The following is a 19,391-nucleotide window of genomic DNA, read 5'->3' as shown; positions in this document are numbered from 1 at the left end:
CTTAGTATCTTGGGGCATGTTAAAACACAATATTCTCCAGCTTTTAGCAGTTTTTGCTGCTGCTTTATTCTTCAGTTGCGAAGCCAAAGAAAAGAAAACCGATGAGCTTGCTAAGAAGCCAAATATTATTTTCATACTGGCAGATGATCTTGGGTATGGGGATCTGGGTTTTCTAGGTCAACACTATATAGAGACACCAAACATTGATCGGCTTGCAAGGGAAGGGATGTTCTTCACGGATCATTATTCTGGGGCGACAGTTTGTGCTCCATCCAGATCTTCGTTTTTAACCGGGCTACACACCGGTCACACACCTATCAGAGGCAATAGTGAAGTTCAGCCAGAGGGTCAATTCCCCATGCCAGATTCTGTGACTACTGTGGCTAAAGTGCTGGAAGGCGTAGGCTATAAAACCGGGGCTTTTGGCAAATGGGGGTTGGGATTTGTAGGGACAACTGGCGATCCAAATCAGCAGGGTTTTGAGCAATTCTATGGCTACAACTGTCAGCGCTACGCGCATCGATATTATCCAGCGCACCTTTGGCACAACAGTGACAAAATTGTTTTGGAAGGAAATGGCTGGGTAGAAAAAACCACTTACGCTCCAGATGTCATTCAAAAAGAAACCATCACATTTATAGAAAGCAATAAAGACAATTCCTTTTTCCTTTTTATGCCCATCGTCATGCCTCATGCGGAATTGGCTGCTCCAGAAGATGAGATTATCCAAAAGTACAGAGCCAAATTCGGTGATGAAAAACCCCATCCAGCGCGCAAAAACTCCGAATATGGGCCGGACATGAATATTTCTGCATATCAGTCGCATCCCACACCTCACGCGGCTTTCGCAGCTATGGTGGAGAGACTGGACCTCTATGTAGGCGAGGTAATGGCCAAGCTGGATGAGTTGGGATTGACAGAAAACACGCTGATCATCTTTGCTTCGGATAACGGGGCTCACCAAGAAGGCGGCGCAGATCCAGATTTTTTTGATAGCAATGGTCCTTTCAGGGGTCATAAGCGCGACTTGTATGAAGGTGGAATCCGTACGCCTATGATTGCGTGGTGGCCGGGCAAGATCAAGGCAGGTTCGAAGAGTGATCATGTTTCTGCCTTTTGGGATTTACTCCCAACTTTTGCTGAGGTAGCTGGTGCTGATATCCCAACGGATATTGATGGGATTTCCTTTTTGCCTGCCATGCTGTCCCAGAATGATCAGCCAAAACATGAGTATCTCTACTGGGAATTTCACGAGCAGGGAGGTAAGCAGGCTGTGAGACAAGGAAAATGGAAAGCCGTAAAACTCCAGGTATTTGGCAGTGATCAACCTACGATAGAGCTCTATGATTTAAGCGTGGACATAGGAGAGGAGAATGATCTTGCTGCACAAAATCCAGAGAAAGTGGCTGAGCTTGAAAAGTTGATGAATTCATCACATACTCCAAATCCGATTTTCGGATTGCTTCCAGCCGAGCGTAATTAAATTTCTACTTGCTTTTAAATGAGAAAAGACGGAGAACAAGCCCCGCCTTTTCATACCCAATCTATCTATTGTAATGTTTTTGAATATCTGAATATAGAACAGAGACAGTAGCGCAGCATCCTTGTCTATCCTGCTTAAGTCATAATAAATCATTAGCTTATAAGTATTGTCCAGTTAGAAAACGGATCAATGAAATTAATAGTCATGAAAAATTTTGTCCTTATGTTTCTCCTTGTATCAGCTTTTGCATGCGATGAAACAAAGTCAACTGCTGAGATATCAGAAGAGGAATCTCGCTATGCTACCGTAGGATCTGTAGAGAGGTTGACGTCAGAGATCAACACCTTTATAGCCGAAGGAGCAGAAATAGAGGTGCTAGCATCCGGTTTTGAATGGGCGGAAGGACCTCTTTGGTTAGCGGATCAGAAAGCATTGATTTTCACTGATGTGCCTACCAATAAGATCTGGAAATGGACTGAAGAAGATAGTCTGAGTTTGTTTTTGGAGCCCTCCGGATATTTGGGTACAGAGGCAACTAAGAAAGAGCCAGGTGCAAATGGATTGGCATTAGATGCAGCTGGAAATTTGATTCTTTGCCAACATGGCGAAAGAAGAATTGCCAGGCTGAACGCTTCGCTTTCCTCACCTACAGCTGATTTTACGGCTTTGGTGTCAGACTATCAGGGTAAGAAATTCAATAGTCCTAATGATTTGGTTCTCAACAAGTCTGGGCAGATTTTTTTTACCGATCCTCCCTACGGTTTGGATGATTGGGATACGAAGGAATTGGATTTTCAAGGAGTCTATCGATTGGATACGGATGGAAGCTTGCATTTGCTTTTGGATAGTTTGAATCGCCCCAATGGGATAGGGCTGAGTCCAGATCAGAGAACACTTTACGTGGCACAATCCGATGCCCAAAAAGCAAGGTATTTTGCTTTTGAATTGGATGAAGATGGGAGTGTGACTGATGGAAAGGTGTTATTGGATGCTACTGCAGCCGTAGGAGAATCTGGCCCAGGATTGCCTGATGGGCTAGCTGTTCATAGCTCAGGGACTATTTTTGCTTCAGGACCTGGAGGTATCTGGGTGATCAGTTCAGCAGGAGCACACCTAGGAACGATTTTGACAGGGCAGGGTACTTCGAACTGCACTTTCGATAGTGAGGAAAAGTATCTGTATATGACTGCAGACGCCTTTCTGATGCGAATCAAAATAAACTAAGGAACAGCAATCTGGCACAGGCGCCTGGAATTAAAACGAGCAGCTGTTCTGGTGGCTGATAAGGTGATCGGACCTGGAGGTAAACGTACTTCAGAGGAAAGTTTATTTATACTTCTCTGCGCTGGTATTTACTTTAAAAGCCGGACTGCTGTAGTCTTCAGGTAAATAAGTGGGCGGAATAGTAACATGATTTCCATCCCGCGCGGCGCGGTAGTGTGGAGACATGATTTCCACTCCGGCTTCATTAAATGCATCCTGTATGATGGCGTGAAGATCCGAATAAATGACCGCAGCTTTGGATGGCGTAGCGGTGTAAGCATTGATTTGATAGCTCACATAGAAATCATCCAAACTAGTTTGTAGCACAAAAGGCGCAGGTTCTTGGAGTATTTTGTCAGTTGCCAAAGCCGCTCCGATGAGAAGTTCATGAACCTGTCTCCATGGCACATCATAGCCGATGGTGATAGTGGTGTGAAGAATCAAAGCTGGTGAATTTGCTTCTAGCGTATAATTGATCGTCTTACCTGCCAGGATAAAAGCATTAGGGATAGTTACTTCTTCATTTTTGATTGTGCGTAAGCGTGTCACCAGCATGGTTTTTTCAATTACATCACCTACCGTATCACCGATCTTCACCCGGTCTCCGATCTTAAATGCCCGCATGTAGATAATTACTAATCCAGCAATAATATTTGCTATGGCTGAAGAGGAACCCAGTGAAATCAACAATCCTAAAAACACACTTACGCCCTGAAAGGCAGGGGAGTCAGATCCCGGTAGGTAAGGGAAAATGACGATAAAGGAAAAAGCAATGATGATAATCTTAAAAAGATTAAAAGTTGGTTTGGCCCATTCAGGATAGAAACCAGGGATGCTAAGATTTCCACGCTGAACTTCTCCAGAGATAAAATTGATTCCCTTCACGATGTAAAAAGTGATAAACATCACCACAAGAATCATAAATAGCTCGGGTAGATATCCTATGAAAGCAGATACAATAGCCTTCACCGGCGAAGTAATGTACGTAAGAAGCGTAGTGGCTAAGCCTTTGGTAGCTGGGAAAATGCTGAAGATGATAGGCAGCGAAAGGTAGAGTAGCAGAAAAATCAGGAAGATCTTGATCCCTCGCATCACTAGAAAAAACATTTTTTCCTCTCGCTCTGCAGATAATATTTCTATGTTTTTGAACTTGATTCCTTTGAAGAAATGATGCCATTTCCTTAAGATTAAATCAATCAACTTATTAAACCCTTTGTTGATAAACTTCACCAGGATAAAGAGGACTGCGAATATCAATACCAATAAACCAGCTCTAGTCAGGTTTTTACTGAAGGTGTTTTCACCTGAGTGGGTGGTGTAGCTTCTTTTCAAGGCCGCAACATACTCTTCAGCAAGGACGGTTTTGTCCTTGCCCAGCAAGGTCGCATCAGCCTGGGTAATGCTGCTTAATACCTGCTCGCCGTGGATGATTTCTATATCCATTTCACCTACATTGATACTTAGCAATGCGGTATCCAGCTCATCATTTTCAATCAGCAGCTTCAGCTTTTTACTTTGATTTTCAGCTCGCTCTGCAGCAGAGAAAGGACCCAGCTTTTCCCCGATGTAAAATATAGTGTCTGAGAAAAATACTACTGGAAATTTCTGGGCTTGAAGCTGTGGACGGGAATCAGCGAGCGTGTCGGCTTCTATTTGCTGTGCAAAAAGAGCTGATGAAAATGTGAAAACGCAACAAATACTGAGCAGGAGATTATAAGCCTGTTTCTTGAGTTGCATGGTTAGATCACTCATAGTCGCCCTTATTTGGTCTGATTAGTGGAGATTTGTTGGATTTTGTGATTGAATCACCTGCGAATAAAGCAAGTAATTTTCATTGTTTTCTGTAGTTTTGATCAAAACGTAAAAATATCATGAAGTTTAATAAAATTTATTTTGGACTCTGGATTTTCATTTTCGCGCTGTTTGCTTATTGGCAATTCAATGATCCAGATCCTGAGGTTTGGGTAAGTATTTATGCGGTAGCTATGATTTTCTGTTTACTGGGTACACGAGGTGTTTTTCCGAAAATACCCCTTACAGTAGTGGTGGTGATTTGTGTAGTAGGTGCCATTTATTTTTACCCCGGGGGCATTGGGGATTGGATAACACAGGAAATAGAGCAACATGACCTTACGATGAAAACTCCGCAAATGGAGGAGGCACGAGAAACGTTCGGATTGCTTATTATCGCTTTGGTATTGAGTCCAGCACTCTGGAAAGCCTGGAAGACACCCGCCTAATCTATATTAGTGGCAGCATCACTAGCTTTTATTACACACAACATTTTCACTCAAACCCAATAACCATGAAAATAGCAGTTCTCAGTATTCTAGCCTTACTTTTTTCCTTCAGCGGATTTGCGCAGCAGCTCAGCGGAAGTAGTTCTACCTATTTTGAGGTAAGAAAATATTACGCAAGCGAAGGCAAGCTTCAGGATTTGATCAAGCGCTTCCAGGACCATACGATGGCACTTTTTGAGAAAAGTGGTATGGAAAATATCGCTTATTTCCTGCCTGTTGACACTACGGATAATTCGCTGACCTACATCTTGGGTTATCCAGATGAAAAATCACGAGATCGGATGTGGGAGAAGTTTGCCAATGACCCAGCTTGGCAAATAGCTAAGAAGGAGTCTGAAGTGAACGGTGGGCTGGTAAAAAGTGTGGAGCAGACTTTTATGAAACTTGCGCAAGGCCTTAATGATACACCGAAACCTCAGGCTAGCGGGGTTTTTCAAATGAGAACTTACACCGCTTTAGATGGACGCTTGGATAATTTGCTGAGAAGGTTCAGGGATCATACCCAGGAATTGTTTGAAAAGCAGGGTCTGAAAAACTATCCGTATTGGGTGACTGTGGAGAAAGATGGTTCACAGCCAAAACTTATTTATTTGCTAGGGGATAAGGACCAGGCTTCTTTCGAAAGAGATTTTCAGAACTTTATCAAAGATCCCGCATGGGCTAAAGCTCGGGATGCTTCTGAGGCTGATGGAAAAATTGTAGAGAAAGTAGATGCTGTTTTCTTGAAGACCTTGCCTTTTTCTCCTATGAAATAAGTGAATAGGATTATCCGCAATAATGCCAGTCAGCTTATATTCCTTGCTTATCTGGTTGGAAGACCGATGACCGAAGCGGCCTCAATTCTTAAGTTTAACATTTGCTACATTGCTTATTCCACTTTACTGGTAGAAAACTTAAAATACATCTCTATAGCATTTCCATAATTAGGAGTTGGACAAAGATCCGAAGGATTGATACGATTTATAATCCTCGGCAAAGCCGGATAGGAATATACTATTTCTGAATTCAGTCGGTGGGAGGAGCCGAAAGACAATTCACTAATCCTAATAAATAATCGACAAAAAAAATCCAACCTTGATCGTTCAAGGTTGGATTTTTTGATTTTAAGATGCTTTTATTTTGAATTAAAGGTCATTCCGGCCACGACAAATGTTCCGCTTCCGCCTGTGTTTTTAGGCTTTGTCACTACGAATAATGAATGTGGTTTTCCATCAGTCTGTCCTGCTAGTGGGATGGTAAATTGGCTATAGCTAGGTGCATTTGCAGATCCATTAGCAGATGACTGAACGAAGGTTGTGGAGCCTAATAATTCGCCAGTTGGACTGTCTAGTCTAAGTTCAAATACATATTCATCACCAAGATCACCTATGGTCACAGCTGTGGAAGTCACAGAAGTGATGTCGGTTAGGTCTATTGATTTGATAGCAAAGGAGGCTTCATTTTTTGGAACCACCACTAGGTTGTTACCATCGTAATTCATGCTGCTGTAGCCGCCGGTATATTCCCCAGTTGTTCCCATATCTATGGTGTTATTCCTTAGAAGTACCGTAGTTGAGCCTGTTAGAGGTTTTATGTTTTCGCCTCCTTGATCTGTGTAGGAAGCAGTTAACATCAAGACTCCCGAAGTAGTTGGGTTCTTCCCAGCGGTAGCATCTACAGATCCTGAAGCAGGTAGCGAAGGTGTCGTTACTTGATCCAGAGAAAGAATATAAGCTACCAATGCATTCAGGTCAGAGTCTTTCATGTCTGGGTTGGCAGGCATGGCTGTTTCTCCCCAAACTCCTCCGCCACCATTTTTGATTTTATTCTTTAGGTAGTCTATGTCTTTCTCACTGTATTTTTTGGCAACATCCAAATAAGATGGACCCACAGAAGCTTCCGCCTCTTTGTGACAAGTTTTACAAGTCAAGGTAGTGAACAGGGATTTGCCCAACATCGCTTCAGTCATGACCTTGTGTCCCATGTCTGATTCAGCTTTGTCTAAGCCTTCGATGTAGTCAGCAGAAATGTAGAGCGTACTCAGATCAGAAGCAGCATCAGGATTATCAGCATCCGAAATGGACACAGAGTAGTTTACTTTCTTGCCTGGGAAATAAAAGGTTTGATTACCGTTGATAGCTATAGCCACTTCCGGTGCTATGTTTCCAGAGTAAACGCTTGCAATGGAACTAGTTCCTGTCAAACCTGCAGGGTCTTTAGCGGTGACTTTTACCTCGTATTCACCAATGGTGTTGAAGGTATGCGTCAGGCTTGGAACCTCCGTTGTTTTTGTCTCGCCGTTCCCTAGATCCCAAACGTATGTCATTGGATCATTTTCAGGATCTGAAGAAGTAGCAGTGAATGTGACAGTCAAAGGATTAGATCCTGAGGTTTTGTCTGCAGAAATTTGAGAAACCGAAGGAGCCCTGTTTCCTCCGTTGAAATCAATTCGGGAAAGTCCAGCATCAGGATTTTTAGAAAACCAGCCATTGCCATATTCCAGAATGTAGATTCTTCCATCTGGACCCATTTCCATGTCAATGATAGCGTTGAATTTAGTGTTTGGCATGAATGACTCCATTTTTTCAAAATCACCATTTTCATTCATTGTAACTGCTTTTACCCAACCTCTAATCCAATCGTAAATGAAGATTTTGCCATCGTAATAATCAGGAAACTTTGTATCTGCGGTGTATAGGTCAGAATAATAAACCGGTCCAGCCATGGCATTTCTACCTCCGGATCCTAGCTGTGGAAACTCGGCTGATTCACCATAAGGATACCAGATGAATGCAGGGGCCAAAGCTGGCAAGTCCGTTTTGCCAGTATTATTTACCGAGGTGTTTTTAGGTCCGTTTGGATCAAAAGCAGCGCCTGACTCTCCTGTCACATAGTCGAATTCACGGTAAGCATAGTTATTGCCCACGAAAAATGGCCATCCAAAATTGCCTGCTTTTCTGGCTTGATTCAACTCATCATAGCCTCTTGGGCCTCGAGTGTCAAGACTGTCGCCATTCGCATCAGGACCAACTTCCCCCCAATACAAAAATCCATTTTTCTGATCTACAGAGATTCTATATGGGTTTCTGTTTCCCTGCACATAGATCTCAGGTCTAGTTCCTTCAGTTCCTTCTGGGTAAAGATTACCTTCAGGAATAGTGTAGGATCCATCTTCTTGAACTTTAATTCGGAGGATTTTACCTCTTAGGTCATTTGCATTTCCGGATGATCTACGTGCATCATATTGCTCGTTTCCTGGTCTCTGATCTAGAGGAGCATACCCGTTATTAGTGAATTTTGAATCCGGTTGATTGAAAGGAGTGGAGTTGTCGCCTAGAGAAAGGAATAAATTTCCGTCTTTATCAAAAGCGATAGATCCACCCGTATGACAGCAAATACCACGGTCAGAAGGTACATCAAGGATAACCACTTCAGAAGCCATATCCCAGGTGTCATTTTTGAAGGTAAATCGGGATAGTCTATTGATTTCTGCTGCTCCTGTAGGTGCATAATAAACAAATACGTGCCCGTTTTTAGCGAAATTTGGGTCCTTCTGAATCCCCATCAAGCCTTCTTCTGCATTTACCCCTTTTACATCTGTTTTCCAGTAAACATCCAGTTTACCCACTTCTTTTAGCTCCTCAGTCTCATTGTCAAAAAATAAGATTTCCCCTCTCCTCTGTACTACCAGGATATCCAGATTAGGAAGAATGGTCATTTCCGTAGGCTCAGTGAAAGCGCCCATGGCTAGTGGAGTTTTGGTAAATCTATTTTCTTCTGGAATTCTTTTGCTCTTGGCTTTCGATAGATCCAGCTTTTTATTGCCACCCATCGCATACTCAATTCCGGCTAATAAGTGGGTAAGATAAAGTTCCTCAGTAAACGATTCGTTGGTGTGGCCACCGCCAGTGTAGAAAGCACGGCCTCCATCGTAGTCATGATACCAGGCGATAGGGTGCTCGCCCATATCTAGTCCACCTTGATACGAGCTCTCATCCAATGTCAATAAAATATTCACGTCCGGATTCATTTTTTGGTAGGAGTACCATTCGTCTGTACGCTCCCAAGGTGATGGAAGGAATGAGGTAGAAGGGTGTTTGGTGTCAACAACGGTAATTTTTCCAGGTTGTACATTCGGGTGAGGATCGTTGATGCCTGGATGATCGGAAAAGTAGCCGCCCACGAGTTTGTTGTACCAGCTCCACTCATATTCTGTATCCGCTGCGGCGTGTATGCCGACATATCCGCCACCGGCTTGAATGTAGCGCTCAAACTCTACTTCTTGATTTGGGTCAAGCACGTCTCCAGTGGTGCTTAGGAAAATTACAGCTGCATACTGCGAAAGGTTTTGCTCGTTGAAGCTGGATCCTTGCGTGGTAGTATCCACTTCAAAGTCATTTTCAGCTCCCAGCTTGGTGATTGCTTCAATTCCCTGAGGAATAGATTCATGATGAAATCCTGCTGTTTTGCTAAAAACGAGCACTTTTGGTTTTCCGGAGCGTGTGTTACAACTCCAGAATCCCACGCTCGCAATGAGTCCAATCAGCAGTAGGCTTCTTAGGTTTTTTGAGAAATACATAGGTTTTTTATTATTGGGTATATGGGTAGTGCTACTCAGTTGTGCGTTGAGCTTACAAATTGGTGATTTTTTTTAGATAATTTCAAGCTATTGTCATTTTGAAACAATAGCTGGTTTAAGCGGTGAATTATTCTAAGATTCTAGCCCCCTCAGAAATATTGACAGGAATAAACTCAGCTTCAATATCAAACTGGCTCTTGTATTTGCTGTAAATTTCTGATTGAAACTGTTCCATACTTGATCTGGAGATCAAATTAATAGTGCAACCTCCAAAGCCTCCTCCCATCATTCTTGACCCTAGTACGCCAGGCAATTTCCAGGATTCGTTTGCAAGAAAATCAAGTTCAGCACAGCTCACTTCGAAGTCATCACTCAAACTTTTGTGAGATGCTTTCAGCAATTCCCCAAAATGGTTTAAATCATTTGCTTCAAGTGCTTTAGAAGCTAGTCTGACGCGCTCGATTTCGGTGATGACGTGTTTTGCCTTCGGGAAAAGAGGAGAAGGAAGGATGTGTTGGACCTGAGCTAGGTCATTTGAAGGGATGTCTCTCAGCGTTGTAGCTTTTTGAAAAGTTGGCTGTAATATCCGGACACTTTCCTCACAGGCCTCTCTTCGTTTGTTGTAGGCAGAATCTGCCAGACTATGCTTCACTTTGGAATTGACCAAGAGCAAGGAATAATCGCCAAAATCGGCTTTCACGTCAACATGTGTAGTTGATCTACAGTCTAATAAAAGTGCTCGATCTTTTACCCCAAAGGCAGAGGCATAAGGGTCCATGATGCCGCATTTGACCCCTGCGAATAGATGCTCGGCTTTTTGGGCATAAAGGACGATTGATTTTTTAGGGATTTTGAGATTGAATAACTCACTCAATGCCGTGCCCACAGCCACAGAAAGTGCCGCGGAAGAGGAAAGTCCAGAAGCAGGAATATTTCCTCCTATCACTAAATCAAACCCGGTCAATACATATCCAGCCTGCTGGAATTGGGAGGCTACACCCATGATGTAGTTTGCCCAATGGCCTTTTTTTGGGGAAAATGAGTTGATGTCAAAGACGAATTCCTGCTGATAATCTTCAGAGAAAAGTTGGCAGGATATACTGTTATTTTTTTGGATCGCCACCCAGATCCCTTGTTCAATCGCGGCTGGAAAAACTAAGCCCTCTTGGTAATCTGTATGTTCACCTATTAAATTAATTCTTCCGGGGGCGAAAGCCAAAATTGGTTTACTTTCAAAAATACGCTCGAAGGTACTGGCAACTTTATTTTTCATTTTTGGTCAACGCTTTGGTCGATTGACGTGGAACTAAGGTGGTTTCAAGTACGATGGAAATGGGGTCATCAGAAGCTAATCCTTCTAGCTGATCGAGTAGATGACTCACAGCCAGCTTGCCCATTTCGTACCCAGGCTGGGCTACGGTAGTCAGAGGTGGTTCTACCACAGCAGCTGTAGGATTATTCGTAAATCCCGCCAACGCCATGTCTGCCGGTACTTTTATTCCGATGGATTTCCAAAAAGTCAAAATATCCAATGCCACCGGGTCTATCATGCAAAATACCCCATCAGGTCGAGATGCCATTTCAGCTATCTCCTGAGCTATTTTGATATTTCCGTCAGTAGTTAAGTCAGAAATTTTGATCAGCTCAGGCTCTGGGCTAATTCCAAATTCATTCAATGCGTGGAGATAACCTTCCTTGCGTTTTTTGCTGATATACAGGTCCTCTGGCCCTGATACGTACATGATACGCTTGCAACCAGTTTCAAGTAAGTGTTTGGTCACTTGGTATGCTCCGCCTTCATCGTTAAATGTCACACGGGATACAGGGATGTCTTCATTGACCCGATCAAAAAGTAAGAATGGAATCTCTCTATTGTATAGATCCAGGAGGTGTTCGTATTTATTGGTTTCCCGACTTAAGGAGATAAGCAATCCATCTACCTGAGAGGAAACTAACGCTCTGATGTTCGCCTTTTCAAGGTCTAATGTCTCATTGGATTGGCAAATCATCACGTTGTACCCCCGCTTGTTTGCCTGATCTTGGATACCGGATACACAGGAAGCAAAGAAATGGGAAGTGATCTCCGGGACGATTACGCCTATGATGTTGGTGCGACTAATTCTGAGGCTTTGAGCAAGGAGATTAGGCTGGTAATTCATTTCCTTAGCCATTTCCACTATTCGCTTCTTCGTATCGGGATGAAGTTCTGGGGAATCCTTGAGTGCTCTGGAAATAGTCGATACAGAAAAACCCAACTTCTTGGCGATTTCTTTCATCGTGACCTGATGACCTTTTTTCATAAGTTTATCATTTGTCTTTCAGCGGCATTTCAAAATTTGGCTTTTGGATTGACCATTAGATCTAATCGACTAATTTGTCTTCAGCTAATTACGAGAGATTGAATCCACCTCGCTAAAATCACCTAATACTGAATGATTATAGTCGGTAAGATAAGCTTTACTCTTGGTAAATCGTAAATAAAACCGTTTCTCCCACCGCTTGTAAAGTTCTGCGGTCAATGATGTCCATGTTGTCACTGTGTTTGTGATGATACTGAGCAAAACCAAAATCTGGTGAAAACTCGATGATGTCTATCATTGGAATCTTTGCAAATTCATTTACAAAGGCATGATCATCCAAGATTTCTGGGGAGTCCTTATAGATAAAAAAGTCTCCCTGACCAATCTGATGCGCATTATCCCATACTTTTTTCAAAATTCCTGAGGCATATTGGCGTGAATAGCCTTCTCTGTAGAAACGCGCGCCTTTTGCACCGACCAGATCTACCAGGATGCCATAGTAGGCAGCGTAATTTGGCTTATGCTTATTTTTGGACCAATACTGAGAACCTAGACACCACCAGATTTGACTGTTATCTCGATCGGTGGCTAATTCAGGCTCGCCGTCATCTTCTCCATCGAATAGGATGATGTCGATTCCAACTTCTGGCTTGAGTTCCTGCGATCCTATCACGCGAGCGATTTCTAGCAGAACACCCACGCCACTTCCTCCATCATTGGCACCGTCGATAGGCTCGTCCATTCGTTCGGTATCTTTGTCCGCAATTCTACGGGTGTCCCAGTGCGCTGCCAGCAGAATCCGCTTGGTAGCCTTAGGATTGTAGGAAGCAATGATGTTGCTCAAATCCCAAGATAAGCCATCATAGGTTTTGGCTTCGAAGTCTTGAGTTTGAACCGCAAATCCATAACTCTCAAACTTTGAAAGTAACCAGTTTTTTGTGGCTGTATGGGCTTCTGTTTCTGGTACTCTTGGGCCAAAATCAACCTGCTTTTGCACAAAGGCATAGGCAGAATCCGGGTTAAATGTAGGGTAAGGCTTAGCCGGAGCTTGCTCAACTGTCTCTGTTTTTTGCTCAGGATTGCTACATGCCCAAGCAAAGGCAAGCAAACCAACCAACCAAAATCTATTCTTCATATGCCCAATCAATTTTATCTTTCATGTCTTTTACTACAAAACCCAAGGCCTTTAATCCCGCTCTGATTTCATCTACTTTAGCATAATCCCGAGCAGTTTTCGCTTGAGCATACAGATCCAAAAGCAACTTCAGCATTTCATTTTGTGCATCTGATTTCTCTTCTATCAATCCTAAAATATCTGATACGAAAGTGCTGTATGTATTAATCAGAATGTTGAAAGCCTCCTCGCCAAATACTGATGACTTCAATTGTCCGGTGTATATGGAGTTGATTTTCTTCAGCAAATTGAAGAGATGACCAATTGCCTGCGCCGTGTTGAAATCATCATCCATCGCTCGGTAAGCATTGGAAATTAGTTGCTCCACCTGTTTGATTTGTTCCTCATCTTGCTTTTCATCACTTGCTTCGTAGTTGAGTGCTTTTGCAATTCTCAGTCCATTGATCAGCTTTTTGTAGCCTTTTTGCGCAGCCTGAAGTGCCTCGTTGGAGAAATCCAAGGTGGAGCGGTAATGCGCCGTCAGGATAAAATAACGGATAGTCATTGGGCTGTACGCCTGATCCAGAAGTTTATGATTTCCGGTAAAAAGCTCCTGAAGGTTTATGAAATTGCCCAGAGACTTACCCATCTTCTGACCATTGATGGTGATCATGTTATTGTGCATCCAATACTTCGCAGGATCCTGATGATTGCAAGCGTTTCCTTGAGCGATTTCACATTCGTGGTGAGGGAAAAGTAGATCCATTCCGCCTCCATGTATGTCAAATTGCTTGCCCAGATACTTGGAACTCATGGCTGTACATTCAAGATGCCAGCCTGGAAAACCAACGCCCCAGGGAGAATCCCACTTCATCAGGTGCTCGGGTGAGGCATTTTTCCAAAGTGCAAAATCTACAGGGTTACGCTTTTCATCTTGGCCATCTAGTGTGCGGCTACCACTCAAGAGATTTTCCAAATCACGCCCGGAAAGCTTGCCATAGTTGCTGGTCTCGTTGTATTTCAAAACATCGAAATAAACAGATCCATTGATTTCGTATGCCAATCCTTCTTTCAAAATCGCTTCAACTAAGGCAATCTGCTCTGGTATATGACCTGTTGCTCGAGGCTCGATGCTCGGTTTCCAAGTATTTAAAAGCGCCATATCTCTATGGTAGCTGTCAGTATATTGTTGGGCAACTTCCATTGGTTCTAGTTGTTCCAACTTAGCTTTCTTGGCAATTTTATCTTCTCCTTCATCGGCATCACCTTGCAAGTGACCTACGTCCGTGATGTTGCGAACGTAGCGAACCCTGAATCCCAAATGGGTCAGGTAGCGATTAACAGTATCAAAGGTGATAGCAGGTCGTCCGTGTCCAAGATGTGCATCTCCGTAAACGGTTGGTCCGCAGACATACATGCCTACGAAAGGCGGGTTGATGGGTTGAAACTCCTCTTTCTGGCGTGAAAGAGTATTGTATAATTTGAGATTATTCGACTTCATTGGTAGAATCTGTACTAAGTATCAAAAACCAACAACGGATCTGGCCCGAAATTGATTCAGGCTGCAAAATAGGGGATTCGAGTGGGGAAATGAAAGGGAATTAAATTTAGCTTGTATACCATTCAATTCGACTGGCTGTAGCTATATATAGTTTTAAAATAAGGTGAAAAGCCATATTCCGGATTAAGCTCCAATTCTTCTGTCATTCTACCTTGATTATCATAAGAATAGACAAACATGGGCTCTAAATTATCAAGGCTGGAAACAGGAATAGATTTGGATATGAGTTTCCCACTTTCGTTGTAGATATAATGCCAATCTCTGATAGGAGATTCTAGCTGATCAGAAACACCCCAGATTTGGCGCGTAATTCTACCTGATTCGTCGTAATAAAAGTAATAGCCCTCCGAAAGATTTGTATTGGGTCCAAAAATGATTTCACTGACAAGTGCCTCATCATTATAATTATAAAGCATGTGGATTCCCCCATTTCTTGTTATTTGATGTAAGCTTCCATCTGAGTTATAATGGTATTTGAAGGTTTCTGTCAATTCATACCCGCTATCGTCTTTTGGATAGGCATTTTTTTCCAAGAGTAACCCGTCTGAATAAACGAAAAGAACTATCCCGGTGGTGTCTAATGATTCGTTGAGGTTAACATTCAATAGCTCATTATCCTCGGAGTCATAATAGATGTCATTATGATTAATAAAACTTTCCAGCTGATAATGAGTGACCCGATTGGGCTTATTCTCTGACGGAACAGCTTTTAGTAATAGTTGTTCCAAGGAATAGTATGGTTCTATTTTGGCTTCCAAAAAATCTTCCTCTTTTGGACCAACCTCACAACTAGCAAGTAATAAAATTACACCAAAAGCGAAAAAGGACTTTAGAGTATTATTCATATGCTAAGTGTTTTAAAATCAAGATTATAAAAATAGGAAATAGTGAAATATTAATGTTAAAAAAGTGTCTGGTATTTTGAGTTCCCGAAAATTATTTCCTCAGGATTTCAAACTCGTTCTGACTGCAGATGGATAAAGGTGGATTCCTCCAGGGAATTGATTCTTGGTCTTATAAACTCAACTCTACAGGGTAGGTTTATCTTTCTTTCCTGCAATAAATTTCTGGAATATTCACTTTTTTACCTCGTAGATCACAGAGTTTCTTACTAACGTGTTCTATTGATCTTTGCATGTAAATTTGCTGGATTTAGCACAAAACATCAGTAAAAATTGTTATTTTGAATAAACGTTTTAAGTCATGGATATACAGGCAGAAAAAATAAATTTGATTCATTGGTTGTCAAAGATTAATGACACTAAAGTGATCAATCAGCTTAAAGCTATTCAGATTGAAAATGAAGAGTCTGAGGTAAACCCTCTTAGTTCAAATGAGAAAAGAGCCATAGAAAAAGGCCTTAAGCAAATTGAAGAAGGTAATGTTAAGTCCCATGAATCAGTGATGCGTTCCCTTAGAGAGACTTTTCTGGTACTTTTTGAATAATTTATGGAAATCATATGGACAGTTGACGCTGAATCTGATTTAGTAGGCAATGTCAATTATCTAATAAATGAGTGGTCAGAAAAGTCTGCAAGAAATCTAATCGCAGAGATAGATTCAGTAATTGAATTGATCCAAACAAATTATGACCTTTTCCCAATTTGTGAGATTCCATTGGTTAGGAAGGCAGTTGTAAGAAGGCATATTTCTTTATACTACAAAATTGACGGGGCAAAATTTTATGTGCTTCGGATCTGGAATAACTACAAAAATCCAGGTTCTCTAAGGGTTTGACAATAACTTAAATCATGTAAAAAAAACCTTCGAAAATTTGAATTCCGAAGGTCTTGATATTTTGTCTCCCTGGAGGTCTTTCAACCTCGAAGGTATTGATTGTGAAAACCATTGAAACCTTCAGGGTCTAAAAAAGACCCCAAAGGTTAGTCAAATTTTAATGTTTAAAATGTCTCACACCTGTCATCACCATCGCGATGCCATTTGCGTCACAGTAATCTACGCTTAACTGATCTTTGATAGATCCTCCTGGCTGAACTACAGCAGTGATTCCGGCTTTTCCAGCGATTTCTACACAGTCTGGGAAAGGGAAGAAAGCATCCGATGCCATCACCGCTCCATTCAAATCAAAGCCAAAAGCCTTTGCTTTCTCGATTGCCTGAAGCAATGCGTCCACACGGGAAGTTTGACCAACTCCGCTGGAGAACATTTGGTTGTCGTTGGAAAGGATGATGGTGTTAGATTTAGTGTGCTTGCAGATTTTGGCGGCGAATACCAAGGCATTTTGCTCAGCTTCTGTTGGAGCTTTTTTGGTAGCAACGGTGAAGTCAGCTTTTGTTTCTGTCGCCAAATCCTTGTCTTGCTCGATCACGCCATTTAATAACGTTTTGATCATCTTAGTACCAGGAAGATCCATTTTCTGCTTTAGCAAAATTCTATTTTTCTTACCCATCAAGACTTCCAAAGCCTCCTCTGTGAAGTCTGGAGCGATGAGCACTTCAAAAAACAAGGAATGCATTTCTTCAGCTGCGTCTTTATCCACAGTTTGGTTAGTGATCAATACACCTCCGAAAGCTGAAGTCGTATCTGCCGCAAATGCTTTCTGATAAGCTTCCTTCACCGTTGAAGCCAAAGCTACGCCGCAGGCATTGGTGTGCTTCAAGATAGCAAAGGCTGTTTCTCCTTTGAATTCTGCGATCAAGTTTACAGCTGCATCCACATCGACTAGGTTGTTATAGGAAAGTTCTTTTCCGTTCAACTGATCAAAAAGTGCTTCCATGTCTCCGTAGAAGTGGGCGTTTTGATGTGGATTTTCTCCGTAGCGAAGGGCTTTTGCTTTGGTTTCAGATACTTTTAAGGCAGGAATATTCTCCTCCTGGTTGAAGTAATTGAAAATATGCGTGTCGTAATTGGAAGAAACCTGGAAAGCCTGAGCCGCGAAATAGCGACGATCAGCTAGGGTAGTGGCTCCTTCTTGAGCAGTAAGTCTTCCTTCCAGTTCAGTGTACTGATCTTTGGAAGCAATAATGGTCACATCCTTGAAGTTTTTGGCGGCAGCACGAATCAACGAAATTCCTCCGATGTCGATTTTCTCGATAATATCAGCTTCAGATGCTCCAGAAGCTACAGTTTCCTCAAATGGATATAAATCTACAATCACCAAATCTATGGCCGGGATGTCGTATTCTCCAGCTTGGGAAAGATCCCCTTCATTGTCTCTTCGGTAAAGAATACCTCCAAAAACTTTTGGATGAAGAGTTTTTACTCTGCCACCAAAAATAGAGGGATAGCTGGTCAACTCTTCCACAGGGGTTACTTCCGCGCCTTGCTCCTCGATAAACTTCTGAGTACCACCGGTAGAATAAATGGTGACATCATGCTTTTTCAACAGGGCTATGATTGGTTCGAGGTTGTCTTTATAAAAGACAGAGATTAACGCGGATTTTATTTTTTTTGTAGCCATTTGGAAATGGGTTGGTTTGAAAACTTAGCAAGCGGCAAAGGTAAGAAATTTGCTTGGAAGGGAGGTAGAAGAAATTTGATTTACGAAATACGAATTCCATTTACTTCAAAGGATAAGGAGATGTTAAAAACCTTTTAGTTTGCAGCCTTATAGATAGCATCAAGCAAACTTCCTTCTTCTTTGGTGTCGTTCCCCAATTCCCAAAACATGATACCACCCAAGCCTTTTTCCATGACGTATTTGGTTTTAAGGGCTACAGAAATCGTGTCATCGTAGGAGACAAAAAGGCTATCGGCCGCATTATACATATAAGGCGCCTCTGCTTTTTCATCCCAAAATCGCTCGAAGTTGCTGTCTTTTTCATACTTCTCTCGAATCTGGTGATAGGCCATCCATCCTATGTGAAGTCCGCGACTTAATTGATGCAAACCCTTATTAACGGGCGGAACGCCTGCCCAAACACGGCCATAGAATGCTCCGCCAATGACAATCTGTTCTGGGTTTACCCCTTCCTCAATCAGGAAATCAACGATTTTCTGTGCAGATCTGGGATCTGAATCTTGATTGTCACCATTTGCAAATAAGCTATCCAGATGTGCCTGAAAGGGAGTTCCTGCAATCTCTGCATTGCTCACATCGCCAAGCGGTGTGTGATGCCCGGTGTAAATGGATACACCTGAAACCTGATCGTAAGTCATCACATTGGTGTAATCAGCATACTTCATGACCTCATCCATATCCACAAAATCATAATATCGTTTCCAGCCAGCAGAGGCAAAAGTCAAGACTTTTGGAGAGTCAAACTTATCCAGCATTTCTCTCAGACCTTTCATCAAAGCAGTAAAATTCGCGGTATCCTCAGGACGAGCCATCGTGCCAGCGCCGGATATGCCAGGATATTCCCAGTCCATATCCATTCCATCCAGTTTGTATTTGGTGATAAATTCAGAAGCACTTTTGATGAATTTGGCTCTGCTCTCTTCTGTAAGCGCCATATCCGAGAACCCATCTGCACCCCATCCACCGCATGCAATCATCACCTTTAAGTCTGGGTTTCTTTCCTTTTGATTTACCAGTGCTTCAAGTTTTGGCCCAGCAGCTTCCTCATTACTGAATTTCATTTCCCCGTCGATCACCTTGGTGAAGGAGTAAATGATATGAGTTAGTTTTTCCACCGGTATTTTCTCAGGCTGATAATCGCGTTCAGGGACGTAATAGGCCATAATCACCGGATTAGGATTGGTGTAGGAATCAGATTGCGCGGAATCCTCTCCCTTTTCTGGAGCAGAGCAACTTAGAAGAGCGAGAAGTAGGGCAAAAAGCGAAAGTTTGGAAGTATTCAAGAGTAGAGCAGGTTAAATTCTTTTTTAATATTTTCGAATAAGCTCAAG

Annotated in this window: 14 protein-coding genes; 5 read left to right on the top strand and 9 right to left on the bottom strand. The window is 42.4% G+C overall.

Translation table 11 applies throughout. From position 1 onward, the window contains the following. The first annotated feature begins 16 nt into the window (after positions 1–16). Positions 17–1,483, top strand: a complete 1,467-nt coding sequence (locus ABJH64_RS00920) for an arylsulfatase (protein WP_348276018.1) — start codon at positions 17–19, stop codon at positions 1,481–1,483. A gap of 222 nt (positions 1,484–1,705) precedes the next feature. Then, positions 1,706–2,707: an SMP-30/gluconolactonase/LRE family protein gene (locus ABJH64_RS00915; RefSeq protein WP_348299230.1), complete on the top strand. Its 1,002-nt coding sequence runs from the start codon at positions 1,706–1,708 to the stop codon at positions 2,705–2,707. 102 nt (positions 2,708–2,809) lie between these two features. Here the strand turns inward: ABJH64_RS00915 and ABJH64_RS00910 are convergent, their stop codons facing one another. Then, on the bottom strand, positions 2,810–4,498 hold the full coding sequence (locus tag ABJH64_RS00910; protein WP_348276016.1) for a mechanosensitive ion channel family protein: 1,689 nt from the start codon (positions 4,496–4,498) through the stop codon (positions 2,810–2,812). A 119-nt stretch (positions 4,499–4,617) separates the two neighbouring features. Here ABJH64_RS00910 and ABJH64_RS00905 point away from each other — a divergent pair, with 119 nt between their 5' ends. Both ABJH64_RS00905 and ABJH64_RS00900 read left to right on the top strand, forming a co-directional pair. Beyond that, positions 4,618–4,986, top strand: a complete 369-nt coding sequence (locus tag ABJH64_RS00905; protein ID WP_348276015.1) for a transmembrane 220 family protein — start codon at positions 4,618–4,620, stop codon at positions 4,984–4,986. A gap of 65 nt (positions 4,987–5,051) precedes the next feature. Then, positions 5,052–5,801: an NIPSNAP family protein gene (locus ABJH64_RS00900; protein ID WP_348276014.1), complete on the top strand. Its 750-nt coding sequence runs from the start codon at positions 5,052–5,054 to the stop codon at positions 5,799–5,801. A 359-nt stretch (positions 5,802–6,160) separates the two neighbouring features. On the opposite strand, the gene ABJH64_RS00895 is transcribed toward ABJH64_RS00900, so the two are convergent. The 6 genes from ABJH64_RS00895 to ABJH64_RS00870 form a co-directional block, all read right to left on the bottom strand. Next, complete coding sequence (locus tag ABJH64_RS00895) at positions 6,161–9,604, bottom strand: ThuA domain-containing protein (protein ID WP_348299228.1); 3,444 nt, start codon at positions 9,602–9,604, stop codon at positions 6,161–6,163. Positions 9,605–9,731: 127 nt separating this feature from the next. After that, positions 9,732–10,877, bottom strand: coding sequence for a galactokinase (gene galK, locus ABJH64_RS00890; RefSeq protein ID WP_348275148.1), 1,146 nt, complete (start codon positions 10,875–10,877; stop codon positions 9,732–9,734). Beyond that, entirely contained in the window at positions 10,867–11,904 is a 1,038-nt protein-coding gene (locus ABJH64_RS00885; RefSeq protein ID WP_348275149.1) for a LacI family DNA-binding transcriptional regulator, read from the bottom strand. The genes galK and ABJH64_RS00885 overlap by 11 nt, the downstream gene beginning before the upstream one ends. Positions 11,905–12,061: 157 nt before the next feature. Beyond that, a complete protein-coding gene (locus tag ABJH64_RS00880; protein WP_348275150.1) occupies positions 12,062–13,039 on the bottom strand; it encodes a M28 family peptidase in 978 nt (325 codons plus the stop codon). Then, the gene (gene cysS / locus ABJH64_RS00875; RefSeq protein WP_348275151.1) at positions 13,029–14,519 is read right to left on the bottom strand and encodes a cysteine--tRNA ligase; all 1,491 of its coding nucleotides are present in this window, start codon (positions 14,517–14,519) and stop codon (positions 13,029–13,031) included. Before cysS ends, ABJH64_RS00880 begins: the two co-directional genes overlap by 11 nt. A 122-nt stretch (positions 14,520–14,641) precedes the next feature. After that, entirely contained in the window at positions 14,642–15,424 is a 783-nt protein-coding gene (locus ABJH64_RS00870) for a hypothetical protein (protein WP_348275152.1), read from the bottom strand. A gap of 358 nt (positions 15,425–15,782) precedes the next feature. On the opposite strand from ABJH64_RS00870, the gene ABJH64_RS00865 reads away from it, so the two are divergent. Next, positions 15,783–16,025 (top strand): hypothetical protein, encoded by a 243-nt coding sequence (locus ABJH64_RS00865; RefSeq protein WP_348275153.1) that lies wholly within the window; start codon positions 15,783–15,785, stop codon positions 16,023–16,025. A gap of 448 nt (positions 16,026–16,473) precedes the next feature. Here ABJH64_RS00865 and purH read toward each other — a convergent pair whose 3' ends face one another. Next, positions 16,474–18,000, bottom strand: coding sequence for a bifunctional phosphoribosylaminoimidazolecarboxamide formyltransferase/IMP cyclohydrolase (purH, locus tag ABJH64_RS00860; protein ID WP_348275155.1), 1,527 nt, complete (start codon positions 17,998–18,000; stop codon positions 16,474–16,476). 134 nt (positions 18,001–18,134) lie between these two features. After that, complete coding sequence (locus ABJH64_RS00855) at positions 18,135–19,343, bottom strand: glycoside hydrolase family 18 protein (RefSeq protein WP_348275156.1); 1,209 nt, start codon at positions 19,341–19,343, stop codon at positions 18,135–18,137. Positions 19,344–19,391 lie beyond the last annotated feature (48 nt).

It is taken from the genome of Algoriphagus sp. (assembly GCF_039969895.1).
GTDB lineage: Bacteria > Bacteroidota > Bacteroidia > Cytophagales > Cyclobacteriaceae > Algoriphagus.
Note: the sequence above shows the minus strand (reverse complement) of the source record. Positions and strands in the feature narration are given on the sequence as shown.

Excerpts from the sequence above, each read along its gene's own strand:
- ABJH64_RS00920 (WP_348276018.1), top strand. The coding sequence starts at position 17 with ATGTTAAAACACAATATTCTCCAGCTTTTAGCAGTTTTTGCTGCTGCT.
- ABJH64_RS00915 (WP_348299230.1), top strand. The coding sequence starts at position 1,706 with ATGTTTCTCCTTGTATCAGCTTTTGCATGCGATGAAACAAAGTCAACT.
- ABJH64_RS00910 (WP_348276016.1), bottom strand. The coding sequence starts at position 4,498 with ATGAGTGATCTAACCATGCAACTCAAGAAACAGGCTTATAATCTCCTG.
- ABJH64_RS00905 (WP_348276015.1), top strand. The coding sequence starts at position 4,618 with ATGAAGTTTAATAAAATTTATTTTGGACTCTGGATTTTCATTTTCGCG.
- ABJH64_RS00900 (WP_348276014.1), top strand. The coding sequence starts at position 5,052 with ATGAAAATAGCAGTTCTCAGTATTCTAGCCTTACTTTTTTCCTTCAGC.
- ABJH64_RS00895 (WP_348299228.1), bottom strand. The coding sequence starts at position 9,604 with ATGTATTTCTCAAAAAACCTAAGAAGCCTACTGCTGATTGGACTCATT.
- galK (WP_348275148.1), bottom strand. The coding sequence starts at position 10,877 with ATGAAAAATAAAGTTGCCAGTACCTTCGAGCGTATTTTTGAAAGTAAA.
- ABJH64_RS00885 (WP_348275149.1), bottom strand. The coding sequence starts at position 11,904 with ATGAAAAAAGGTCATCAGGTCACGATGAAAGAAATCGCCAAGAAGTTG.
- ABJH64_RS00880 (WP_348275150.1), bottom strand. The coding sequence starts at position 13,039 with ATGAAGAATAGATTTTGGTTGGTTGGTTTGCTTGCCTTTGCTTGGGCA.
- cysS (WP_348275151.1), bottom strand. The coding sequence starts at position 14,519 with ATGAAGTCGAATAATCTCAAATTATACAATACTCTTTCACGCCAGAAA.
- ABJH64_RS00870 (WP_348275152.1), bottom strand. The coding sequence starts at position 15,424 with ATGAATAATACTCTAAAGTCCTTTTTCGCTTTTGGTGTAATTTTATTA.
- ABJH64_RS00865 (WP_348275153.1), top strand. The coding sequence starts at position 15,783 with ATGGATATACAGGCAGAAAAAATAAATTTGATTCATTGGTTGTCAAAG.
- purH (WP_348275155.1), bottom strand. The coding sequence starts at position 18,000 with ATGGCTACAAAAAAAATAAAATCCGCGTTAATCTCTGTCTTTTATAAA.